Here is an 11,428-nt window from a genome sequence, read left to right as displayed (position 1 = left end):
GGAAGCTAAGCCTCACAGCGCCGATGGTACTGCAGGGGGGACCCTGTGGGAGAGTAGGACACCGCCGGACTTCTTTTCAAACAGAAAAGCCACCCAATGTTGGGTGGCTTTTCTGCGTTAACGCGATCGCTGCGACTGCGACTGTGGTGCAGCTGCAGCGGCGGTGCGTGTCGACAACACATAAAGGGCCCTTCCTCTCGCGAGGAAGGGCCCTTTATCGTCGTGGACTCAGCAGCTCACGACGCGTTGCGTCGTGCTTCCCAGCCGGTGCGCACCATCTCGTCGACCGAGTAGCGCATCTTCCAGTCGAGGTCGCGGGCTGCGAGTTCACCGGTTGCGACGATGCGGTCGGGGTCGCCTGCGCGTCGGGGGCCGATCTCGGGCGTGAAGTCGATACCGGTGACCCGGGCCACGGCATCCATGATCTGCTTCACGCTCAGGCCGTCACCGGAACCGAGGTTGTATGCCGGCTCGATCGACTCTCCCGCGGCGAGGCGCTGCGCCGCGGCGACGTGAGCGGCGGCGATGTCGCCGACATGGACGTAGTCACGCACGTTCGTGCCGTCTTCGGTGTCGTAGTCGTCGCCGTTGATGCGCGGAGTCTTTCCCGCCAGCAGCGCCTCGAACACGATCGGGAAGAGGTTGTGGGGGCTCACGTCATAGACCGTCGGGTCGGCAGAGCCCACGACGTTGAAGTAGCGCAGCGAGGTGTGGCGCAGCGGCCGTTCGGTCTCTGCGGTCGCGACCGCCTGGTCGCGCAGCAGCCATTCGCCGATGAGCTTGGATTCGCCGTAGGGGCTCGCGGGCCTCTTCTCGGTGCCCTCGACGACGAGCGGCACATCAGGAGTGCCGAACACGGCGGCAGACGAGGAGAAGACGATGTTGCTGACCCCCGCGGCTTCCATGGCCTCGAGGATCACGCGGGTGCCTTCGACGTTCTGCGCATAGGTGTGCAGAGGGCGCTGAACCGAGACGCCGGCGTACTTGAATCCTGCGACATGGATCACGCCTTCGGCGTCGTGGTCGCGCAGCGTCTTCTCGACGAGTTCACGATCGAGGATGCTCCCCGTGACGAACGGCACTCCCTCGGGAACGAATGACGCGACCCCACTCGAGAGGTCGTCGAGGATGACCGGGGCGAGCCCCGCATCCGCCAATGCTCGTACGACGTGCGATCCGATGTAGCCGGCGCCGCCGGTGACGATCCAGGACATGCTGCTCCTCAGGTGTTGGAGTGTTCAGTATCTCAGGACAGCGCGGCGGGTCGCTGGCCGTCGGATCGACACGGCGTCGATCTGTGGACAGTCCGACACGCGTCGTCCGACGACTGACCCGCAGCCGGCGCTGCGGGTCAGTCGTCGCGGTGCGCGCCCGCTGCCGCGGAGACCGTGAAGATCACGGGGGCGGCGAAACCGGCGTGGGCGAAGGCATCGGCGACAGCATCCGAGACCTGCGCGACCGAGTCCTGCTCGATGAGTGCGATCGCGGCGCCGCCGAAGCCGCCGCCGGTCATGCGCGCTCCGAGAGCGCCGGCTGTCAGTGCGGCTTCCACCGCGGTGTCGAGTTCGGGCACCGAGATCTCGAAGTCGTCGCGCATGGAGGCATGCGACGCCACCAGGAGGTCGCCGATGGCGCGCGCACCCTGTGCGCGAAGGCGCTCGACGGTGTCGAGCACGCGCTGATTCTCGGTGACGACGTGGCGTACGCGACGGAATGTCACATCGTCCATGAGTTCCTGGGCGCGCGGGAGGTCGTCGACCGACACATCTCGCAGGCTCGATTCGCCCATGATCGCGGCGCCTCGCTCGCACGCCGCGCGTCGCTCGCCGTAGCCGCCGGTGGAGTGCGCGTGCTTCACGCGAGTGTCGATCACGAGGATCGCGAGCCCCGCCTCGGCCATGCCCAGCGGCACGAGCGCCGTCTCGAGTGACCGGCAGTCCAGGAAGATCGCGGCATCCGGCTCTCCGAGCATCGAGGCCATCTGGTCCATGATGCCCGTGGGGGCGCCGACGGCCTCGTTCTCGGCACGGCGGCCGATGCGAGCGAGGGCCCTGCGATCGAGCCCGGCATCCCACAGATCGTTCAGCGCAGAGGCGGTCGCGCCTTCGATCGCGGCGGATGAGGAGAGCCCTGCGCCGACCGGCACATCGGAGGCGATGGCGATGTCGAGTCCGCTCCCGGCGGCGCCGGCCTGACGCAGAGCCCAGGCGACGCCCAGCGGGTAGGCAGCCCACTCGGGTACGGCGGGAGTCGCGCCGCTCGGAGTGGGGAAGAGATCGTCGAGTTCGCTGAGCGAGACCTCGACAGGAGCATCCGCGAACGTCGATGCGACCCGGATGCGTGCGTCGTCGCGCCGTGCGACCGCGGCGACCGTGCGGTGGGGGATGGCGAACGGCAGAACGAAGCCGTCGTTGTAGTCGGTGTGCTCGCCGATGAGGTTCACGCGTCCCGGTGCAGACCAGATTCCGTCGGGGGTGCGACCGGTCAGGTCGGTGAACAGGGCGCGCGCGGAGTCGTGTGCGGTGGTCATGCGGATGCCTCTCCTGCGTCGATCTGAGCGTTGTCGGATGCGTGTGCGCGGGCGATGGCCTCGCGGATGCGGGCGGCGCCCTGTTCGGGGGTGACCTCTGCGGCCCACGCCCACATGGCGGCTTCGGAGCCCGCCAGGAACTTGAGCTTGTCTGCGGCGCGTCGAGGACTCGTGAGCTGCAGGTGCAGACGCACGCTCTCGCGGCCGACGTTGACGGGAGCCTGGTGCCAGGCGGCGATGTAGGGGGTCGGGGTGTCGTAGAGCGCATCGACCCCGCGGAGAAGACGAAGGTAGAGGGGCGCGAGCTCGTCACGCTCGGCATCCGTCGTGGCGGCGAAGTCGGGCACATGGCGGTGCGGCATCAGGTGCACTTCGAGAGGCCAACGGGCGGCGAAGGGCACGAACGCGGTCCAGTGCTCGCCACGGAAGACGACGCGTTCCGAGGCCTGCTCGAACTCCAGGATGCGCTGGAAGAGATCGGGTGCGGTGCGGTCGATCGAGTCGAGCACGCGATTCGTGCGCGGAGTCACATATGGGTAGGCGTAGATCTGGCCGTGCGGATGCGGCAGAGTCACGCCGATCGCCTCGCCGCGGTTCTCGAACGGGAAGATCTGCTCGATGCCCGGAAGCTGGGAGAGCGCTGCGGTGCGGTCGGCCCACGCCTCGATCACGGTGCGGGCGCGGGTGACGGACTGGGTGCCGAAGGATCCGGTGTGCTCGGGGCTGAAGCACACGACCTCGCAGCGACCGACCGACGTGCGCGTGCGGCCGAGGCCGAGGGCCGCGAGGTCGTCGAGTCCGCGCGGGGGGTTGCTCGCAGCCGGCGCGATGCCGATCGCCTCCGCGAGGGCGGGGCCGAAGGCGGGCGAGCGGTTCTCGAACACCGCGACGTCATAGCGCGACGGGACTTCGGAAGGGTTGGTCGGCGACTGCGGGGCGAGCGGGTCGGCGTCGGCGCTCGGCATCATGACGCGGTTCTGCCGGTTGGCGGCGACGGTGATCCAGTCGCCGGTCAGCACATCGAGTCGCATCGAGGCGGTGTCGCCCCGGGGGTCGAGGGTGCGCGCGTCGACCGCGCGTTCGGCGCCCAGCGTCGTGTCGGGATCGTCGAAGTAGATGAGCTCACGGCCGTCGGCGAGCGTCGTCGCTCGCTTCGTGATTCCGGCGGAGAGGGTCCCGGTGCGCATCTCGGAGGATTCGTGCGTGTTCACGTAAACATGGTACGCACACTGCCGTGGTAACGTCAACATTGCTGAGTTGTGGACGCGAGACGGAGGTGCCTGCGGTGGAGGACGACCTGCTGCACGACATCGAGCCGACACGGCGCCGGCGTCCGTCATCCGGACGCGTCTCGATGGCGATGGTCGCCTCACGCGCGGGGGTCTCGGGGCAGACCGTGTCGCGCGTCGTCAACGACAGCCCCCGCGTCGATCCCGTCACGCGCGAGCGCGTCGAGAAAGCGATGGTCGAGCTCGGATATCGCCCGCATCGCGCCGCTCGAGCGCTGCGCACCGGCCGCTCGCAGACCATCGGACTCGTCGTCACGACACTCGCCACGGTCGGCAACTCGCGGATGCTGCAGGCGACCGCCGAGGCCGCCGCCGAGCGAGGCTACGCCCTCACCCTCGTGACAGCGGGCGACAGTGTCGCCGACGCCTTCGAACGCTTGGCCGAGCAGGAGGTCGACGGCGCGATCGTGCTCAATGAGGCATCCGCGCTCGTGCCGGCTGCCGAACGGCCCGCGGGGCTGCGCCTCGTGGTCGTCGATGCTCCGGGGACGGCAGACCTCGCCGTGGTGCACAGCGACCACGTCGGCGGTGCGGCCGCCGCGACCGCACATCTGCTGAGCCTCGGGCATGAGACGGTGCACCACCTCGCGGGGCCGGCCGATTCGTTCGCCGCCGCCGAGCGCGAGCGCGGCTGGCGCGAGACCCTCGTCGCCGCGGGCATCGAACCGCCGGTGATCGCGCGCGGCGACTGGTCGGCTGAAGCCGGGTTCGCGGCGGGACAGGCGTTGGGCGCAGCATCCGCCGTCTTCTGCGCCAACGACCAGATGGCGCTCGGGTTGCTGCGCGCGCTCGCCGAGGCTGGTCGACGGGTGCCCGAGGACGTCAGCGTGATCGGATTCGACGACGTGCCGGATGCCGCGAACTACCGCCCGCCGCTCACCACGATCCGTCAGGACTTCACCGCGCTCGCGCACCGAGCCGTCGAGTCGCTCGTCGCCGAGATCGAAGGAACGCCCGGCGTCGACGCATCCGCAGTCGTGCCGACGCTGTTGATCACGCGCGCCAGCACGCGCTGAACGGTCCGCTGCGCCGATCGGTTCTGCGCATCCGGGGGCATGCGGGGGCCGGTGCGGGGCGCGGTGCGGGGTCACTTCTGCATGCGGGGGCCGGTGCGGGGCGCGGTGCGGGGTCACTTCTGCATCCGGGGCGCGGTGCGGGGTCAAAAACGCACGGGAAACGGCCCTTTCGGATGCTCTTTTGGCCCCGCCTGGTGCGGGACTGGTGCGGGAGGTGCGGAACGGATGCGGGGCGGATGCAGAAGCGAATTTGCGACCGAGCCGGGTCAGGCGGGCGCTGCCGACGACTCCCGGGCGTTCATCGTGGGACTCAGCACCACGCGGTGCACCGGACGCGTCGGATCTTCGATGCGTCGGGCGAGGAGGTCGATCGCCGCAGCTCCGACGGCGGCGCGCGGCGGGCTGACCGCGCTGAGCGCCGGGGTGAAGAGCTGTGCCACCTCGTCGTCGTAGGCGACGACGGAGAGGTCCTCGGGGATCGAGAGTCCGCGGTTCAGCGCGATGTCGATGAAGGCCATCGCCTCGGGGTCGGAGTGGATGAGCAGCCCGGTCACCCCGGCGTCGAGTGCGGTGTCGATGGCGGCATTGACGGCCGAGGCGAATCCGGGTCCGTTGCGATCGGGGAACAGGCTCTCGAAGTGCTCCGACGGTGCGAGCCCGAGCTCTTCGCACGCGGTCGCCCATCCCGTGACGATCTTGCGGCCCGTCGGAGACTCGCGCGACAGGATGAGGCCGATGCGTCGATGGCCGAGACCCGCGAGGTGGCGCGCGGCGAGCACAGCGCCGAGCGCGTGATCGGTCGTGACGTTCTCGACGGGCGCGCGGTCGGGGAGCACGACGGCGTCGCGCTCGACGAAGACCGAGGGGATGCCGGAGGCGTCGAGCCACTGCACGACGTCTTGTGCATGCGTCACGTCCGGATTCGGGGCGACGATGAGTCCGCGGATGTCGTCGGCGGCGAGGAGGCGCTCCAGCACCGGTCGCTCGTCCTGCAGCTCGTACGAGGCGCCGCGCAGCACCAGGCGCAGGCCGCGCTTGCGGGCCTCGGCCTCCATGCCGCGCACGACTCCCGGCCAGTAGTACGCGAGTGACGGCACCAGCACGCCGATCGCGCCTCCTGTGCGGACGGGCGGATGCTCGTGTGCACCGGGATCCTGCGGAGCCACTGCTCCGCCGTGCACGCGCTCGAGACGCCCCTCTTCTTCGAGCTGCTGCAGGTCGCGACGCAGTGTGACGGGAGCGACGCCGAGCTCTTCCGTGAGGCGTGAGACGCGCACGATCCCATCTCGCTCGAGTGCCGCGAGGATGTGCGCGTGACGCGCGGGCGCCAGCGGAGCGTGCTGCTGATCGGTCATCGGTCGTCCTCGCTGTCGCCCGTCGCCGGGGTGACGTCGTCTCTTTCTACCCTGATCCACGCGTGATCGTGCGCGCTGACGTCGAGTTCGAGTCGGGTGAGTCGTGCGCCCCACACTTCGCTCAGCATCGGGTCGTCGAGCGTCCGCTCGGTCACAGCCACCCGGATGCCGGACGGCCAGCGGATGATGACGGGTGCGGCGCCGTCGAGAGGCACGACCCGCACGCTGTCGTCGCCCTGCGGGGTCACGTCACCCGCGATCATGAGGTTGAGCACGGTTCGCAGGCCGGCTGCCGAGACGGCGCCCCATCGGTCGGACACCTGAACGACGCCCTCGGTGCGGTCGAGCGCGGCCGTTCGTCGCCACGTCAGGTCGTCGAGCTCGTAGGCGGCATCCAAGTCGAGCGACAGCGACGACACCGCATCCGTGACGGACACCTCGACCGCGGCGGCCGCGCGATCCCGACCCGGAGACTGGTCGACGCCCGCGATCGTGGGGGTGTTGTGCCACGCGCTCTGCATGGTCCAGATCGCATAGCGCTCGGGTCCGAACGTGGCCTGCGTATACGTCGGCCGCCCGGGATCGACGACCACCGGCACGCCGTCGGAGGTGACGATGAACGAGCCGACGTCGTTGTGGTTGTGATGCTCGGCGTTGTGACCGCCCTTGACGACCAGGCCGAGTCCCGCGGCCGACCCCGCGTGCGCGCGGGCGAGGAGCACCTGCGTCGACGGCAGCCACACGTCGCGGGGCAGGGGAGGAGTGGCCGGCTCGGCGGCGAGCCAGTCGGCATCCGTCAGCTCGCGCACGAGTCTCCCGAGGCCGGCCTCTTCCGACGGCGCCGCCCCGCGGTGGGAGGCGGCGTGTGCCGCGGCATCCGCATCGCCCACGCGCCGGGCGGCGCGGTGCAGCGCATGCCAGGGGACCTGCGTCTGAGGACGCGCCTGCCCGTCGGCGAGGTTCGCGTACCACTCGCCGCCGAGGTGGCACCGATGCGGGAAGGCGACCGTCTCACGCACGGACAGGAGGTCGGGAAGACGCCGCCCGGCGCTGCTCTCGAGGATGTCGAGGGCTTCGAGCGCCCGGCACGCCCCGTTCCACCAGTACGAATAGCCCTCATCGATCGCGCCGTCGTCGGGCAGTGCCAGGAGGTAGCGATCGAGCCCTTCGACGACCAGGTCGATCACGGGATCGGGGTCATCGTGCAGCTGCACGGCTGCCGTGAGCACGGCGGAATGGATCCACGGATTCCAGTTGTGCACATCGCCGTCGAGGCCGAGCCAATGCCAGTCGCGGCGCTCGACGAACGGGCGGAAGACCCGCACATGGGCCTCGTGGCGGATGCGGGCGCGGATGCCGGGGGCACGCGCATCGAGCTGGGTGCCGAGCAGGTGATCGATCCACGCGAGCTGGCTGACGACCTCGCCCGCGCCGAGGTCGAGATAGGGGTCGGTGACCCTCGCGAGGACGCTGCGGTGCCTGGCGAAGGTGTCATCGTGGGCGGGCCAGCACCACGAGCTCTGCTCGCACAGCAGCTGCACGCCGTCGATGACCTCGTCGATGCGTCGGTCGTCGAGATGGACGGCGGCGGCGATCGACACGCGCGTGAGCCGATGCTGTCGGGCGAAGGCCGGATCCTCCCAGCTCACCCGGTCTCCGTCGCGATGCACGCGGGCGGCCTGGCTCGCCAGAGGCTGCGGCCAGGGAGTGCCGAGATCGGCGTCTGCCCGGGCGAGGATTTCGGCGGCGGCGACGCGCGACCAGGCGGCGCGGTCGTCGGCGGGTGGCGCGGGGAGCGGGTTCACGCCTTCAGCCTAGCTGATCGAAAATGATCGTTCTACGATTATTTAAGTCTTGTCTTGATCGATATGCGGTGATAATCTCCCAACGATCGCGAAGGAACGAATCCTCGCGGCCGACCTCGAAGCAGTCTTCAAAGGAGAACCCTGTGGCGAACGAGCGCACCGGAGCGGCACGGGCGACGATCATCCGTGACGCTCCCACATCGGCGACGGATGAATGGACCCGCGATGATCTGCTCGCCTACGCCGATCGTCTGCTCGACGCGGTGCGCCCCTGGGCATCCGAGAACGGCGCCCGCATCACACTCCCCGGCACCTCGGGCGGATACGGCGTCGACGTCGACGGCCTCGAGGGGTTCGTGCGCACCTTCCTGCTCGCGGGCTTCCGCATCGCCGGTGCACGGGGCGAGGGCGTCGACGACCTGATCGACTTCTATTCGCGGGGCATCGCGGCGGGGGTCGATCCGTCGGGCGCCGACCGCTGGGTGCGACTCGACGAGCACGCGCAGGCCAAGGTCGAAGCGGCGTCGATCGCGCTGATCCTCGACATGACGCGCCCCTGGATCTGGGACCGCCTCGACGCCGTCACGCAGCAGCGCCTGATCGACTACCTCGCCCCCGTCGTGGGCGACGACACCTACCCGCGCAACAACTGGCTGTGGTTCCGCGTCGTCGTGCAGACGTTCCTGCGGTCGGTCGGCGGGCCGTGGTCTCAGACCGACATCGAGCAGGACCTGGCGCAGCACGACTCGTTCATCCGCGAGGCCGGCTGGATCTCCGACGGCGACGACCGCTCGTACGACCACTACGTCGGCTGGGCGCTTCACCTCTACCCGGTGCTGTGGGCGCGGATGCAGGGAGCCGCCGAGCTGGCAGGTGAGCGCACCGCGGGCGATCTCGCTCGACTCGACAGGTTCCTGCAAGACGCGATCGCCCTGGTCGGCGCCGAGGGCTCGCCGCTGATCCAGGGCCGCAGCCTCGTCTACCGCTTCGCCGCGGCCGCCCCCTACTGGGCGGGCGTCATCGCCGGGGTGCCGTCGGTGCCCGCCGCGCAGCTGCGTCGCGCGGCATCCGACATCGTCCGCCACTTCGCCGAGAACGGTGCCCCGAACGATCAGGGGCTGCTCGACCTCGGCTGGCACGACGAGTGGCGGCGACTCGCGCAGAACTACTCGGGAACGGGCTCGCCGTACTGGGCTTCGAAGGGCCTGCTCGGCATCGCCCTTCCGGCGGACCACCCCGTGTGGTCCGCGGCATCCGTGCCGCTGCCCGTCGAGACGGCCGATGTGCTCCGCGTCGCAGAGGCGCCGGCCTGGATCATCTCGGCCACGGCCGACGACGGCATCGTGCGGGTGATCAACCACGGCACGGATCACGCCCGCCCCGGCGATCTGGTCGGCGATTCGCCCCTCTACGCACGGCTCGCGTACTCGACCGCGGCGAGTCCGCTGCTGAACGGCGATGCGTGGGTCGAGCCGCTCGAGCAGTCGGTCGTGCTGCTGCACGCCGACGGACGCGCGACGCATCGGGCCGGGATGCGGGTGCTCGGCATCCGTCGTGAAGGAGCCGCCGCGATCGCGGGTTCCGAGGCGGACGCGCACTGGATCGCTCCCGACAGCACGCAGACGCGACACGGCTCCGGCATCACCGGCGCGGTCGAGGTGGCAGGCACTGTCACCACCTGGTCGCTCGTGCGCGGCGCGTGGGAGGTGCGGCTCGTGCGCATCGATGCGGTCGAGGCGGATGCCGCTCCCGCAGCGCTGCGCATCGGAGGCTGGGCGCTCGCCGCAGACCACGTGGATTCTTCGGTGACCGCCGACGTCGCCGCCGCATCGGCACGCGGTCGTCACGCCGGCATCGTCGCACTCACCCCGGGAGGCACGCCGTCGATCGAGACCAGGCGTGCCGCGAGCCCCCTCGGCCCTCTCGCTGCAGTGCCGGTCGTCACCTACCCGATCACGACCGGCGAATGGATCGCGACCGCGGTGCATCTGTCGGACGGCGCCCCGGCATCCGTTCCCTCGGCGCGCATCGACGTCGACCACGTCGTGATCACCTGGCCCGATTCCACCACCACCGAACACCGACTCGTCTGAGTCGGACACCCCGACCCGTCCTGGGCACCCGTCATTGCAAAGGAGCAGTATCCCCATGAACCGCAGAATCCTCGCAGCCGGCAGCATCGCCGCCGTCGCCGCCCTCGCCCTCGCCGGGTGCTCGGGCGGTGCAGACGCCGGTGAGAGCGCCGACCCCGACGCCCCCGTCACGCTCACCCTCTCGGGGTGGAGCATCGACACCACTCCCGAGTTCCAGACCCTCGCCGACGCATTCACCGAGGATCACCCGAACGTGAAGATCGAGCTCAAGGAGTACGACGCGGCCGAGTACAACACCCTCGTCACGGCTGACCTCGCGGCAGGGTCGGGCCCCGACATCATCACGCAGAAGGAGGTCAAGTACGTCACGACCTTCCAGGAGGGCGGTCAGCTGCTCGACGTCTCGGACGTGGCGCTGCCCGACGGCATCAGCGGCGCCGACTCGTACGAGGTCGACGGTGCCGCGTATGCCGTGCCGTACCGCCAGGACTCCTGGGTGCTCTTCTACAACAAGGCACTGTTCGACGCCGCAGGTGTGGAGCAGCCCGACGGTTCGTGGACGTGGGACGACTACGCCGAGGCCGCGGAGGCGCTCACCACGGATGCCTCCAAGGGCACGTACCTGCACCGTTGGCAGTCGACTGTGCAGGGCTTCGCGAACGCGCAGACCGGCACGAGCGTGCTCGATGGCGACTTCGGTGACATGAAGGAGTACTACGACAACACGCTCGCGCTGCAGGATGCCGGAAGCCAGGTCGACTTCAACACGTCCACTGCCAACCAGCTGACCTACCAGGGTGAGTTCGGCACGCAGAAGGCCGCCATGATGCTGATGGGCACGTGGTACACCGCGACCCTCATCGCGCAGCAGGCGTCTGGCGAGGCGAACGACTTCGAGTGGGGCATCGCCCCCGCCCCGCAGCTCGACGCGAAGACCACCGGCACCGACAACACCCCGGTGACGTTCGGCGACCCGACGGGCTTCGGCATCAACGCGAACATCGACTCGGCCAAGGTCGACGCCGCCAAGCAGTTCCTCGAGTTCGCCGCATCCGAAGAGGCCGCGCAGGAGCTCGCGGCGATCGGCATCACCCCCGCGCTGACCAACGACGCCGTGGTCGAGTCGTACTTCGCCGTCGACGGGGCGCCGACCGACGACCTGTCGAAGTTCGCGTGGTCGTCGCATGACGTGCTGCCCGAGAACCCCACCTCGAGCAAGACGGCGACGATCCAGGGGATCCTCGCCGATCTGCACACCGCCGTCATGTCGGGCTCGGTCTCGGTCGACGACGCCATCAAGACCGCCGAGGACCGCGTGAAGAACGAGGTCGGCTGACCTG

At 69.7% G+C, this 11,428-nt stretch carries 8 protein-coding genes and 1 rRNA gene; 4 read left to right on the top strand and 5 right to left on the bottom strand.

From position 1 onward, the window contains the following. Positions 1–70, top strand: a 5S ribosomal RNA gene (gene rrf / locus AC3WS6_RS17650); the annotation flags it as partial. A gap of 166 nt (positions 71–236) precedes the next feature. On the opposite strand, the gene galE is transcribed toward rrf, so the two are convergent. The 3 genes from galE to galT all read right to left on the bottom strand — a co-directional run bounded on the left by galE (position 237) and on the right by galT (position 3,717). Next, on the bottom strand, positions 237–1,214 hold the full coding sequence (gene galE, locus AC3WS6_RS17645) for a UDP-glucose 4-epimerase GalE (RefSeq protein WP_492502309.1): 978 nt from the start codon (positions 1,212–1,214) through the stop codon (positions 237–239). A 137-nt stretch (positions 1,215–1,351) separates the two neighbouring features. After that, positions 1,352–2,530: a galactokinase gene (galK, locus tag AC3WS6_RS17640; protein ID WP_492502308.1), complete on the bottom strand. Its 1,179-nt coding sequence runs from the start codon at positions 2,528–2,530 to the stop codon at positions 1,352–1,354. Next, entirely contained in the window at positions 2,527–3,717 is a 1,191-nt protein-coding gene (gene galT, locus AC3WS6_RS17635) for a galactose-1-phosphate uridylyltransferase (RefSeq protein ID WP_492502330.1), read from the bottom strand. Before galT ends, galK begins: the two co-directional genes overlap by 4 nt. A 167-nt stretch (positions 3,718–3,884) precedes the next feature. Here galT and AC3WS6_RS17630 point away from each other — a divergent pair, with 167 nt between their 5' ends. Then, positions 3,885–4,835, top strand: a complete 951-nt coding sequence (locus AC3WS6_RS17630; protein WP_492502329.1) for a LacI family DNA-binding transcriptional regulator — start codon at positions 3,885–3,887, stop codon at positions 4,833–4,835. A 266-nt stretch (positions 4,836–5,101) separates the two neighbouring features. Here the strand turns inward: AC3WS6_RS17630 and AC3WS6_RS17625 are convergent, their stop codons facing one another. Together AC3WS6_RS17625 and AC3WS6_RS17620 are read right to left on the bottom strand one after the other, a co-directional pair. Next, complete coding sequence (locus AC3WS6_RS17625) at positions 5,102–6,190, bottom strand: LacI family DNA-binding transcriptional regulator (protein WP_492502307.1); 1,089 nt, start codon at positions 6,188–6,190, stop codon at positions 5,102–5,104. After that, a complete protein-coding gene (locus AC3WS6_RS17620) occupies positions 6,187–7,995 on the bottom strand; it encodes a heparinase II/III domain-containing protein (RefSeq protein WP_492502306.1) in 1,809 nt (602 codons plus the stop codon). Before AC3WS6_RS17620 ends, AC3WS6_RS17625 begins: the two co-directional genes overlap by 4 nt. Before the next feature lie 143 nt (positions 7,996–8,138). Between AC3WS6_RS17620 and AC3WS6_RS17615 the strand changes: the two genes are divergently transcribed. Beyond that, entirely contained in the window at positions 8,139–10,088 is a 1,950-nt protein-coding gene (locus AC3WS6_RS17615; protein ID WP_492502305.1) for a DUF2264 domain-containing protein, read from the top strand. Between the two features lie 55 nt (positions 10,089–10,143). After that, positions 10,144–11,424 (top strand): ABC transporter substrate-binding protein, encoded by a 1,281-nt coding sequence (locus AC3WS6_RS17610; protein WP_492502304.1) that lies wholly within the window; start codon positions 10,144–10,146, stop codon positions 11,422–11,424. Positions 11,425–11,428 lie beyond the last annotated feature (4 nt).

This window comes from Microbacterium sp. EB106-03-03-XG65, from assembly GCF_058791955.1.
Note: the sequence above shows the minus strand (reverse complement) of the source record. Positions and strands in the feature narration are given on the sequence as shown.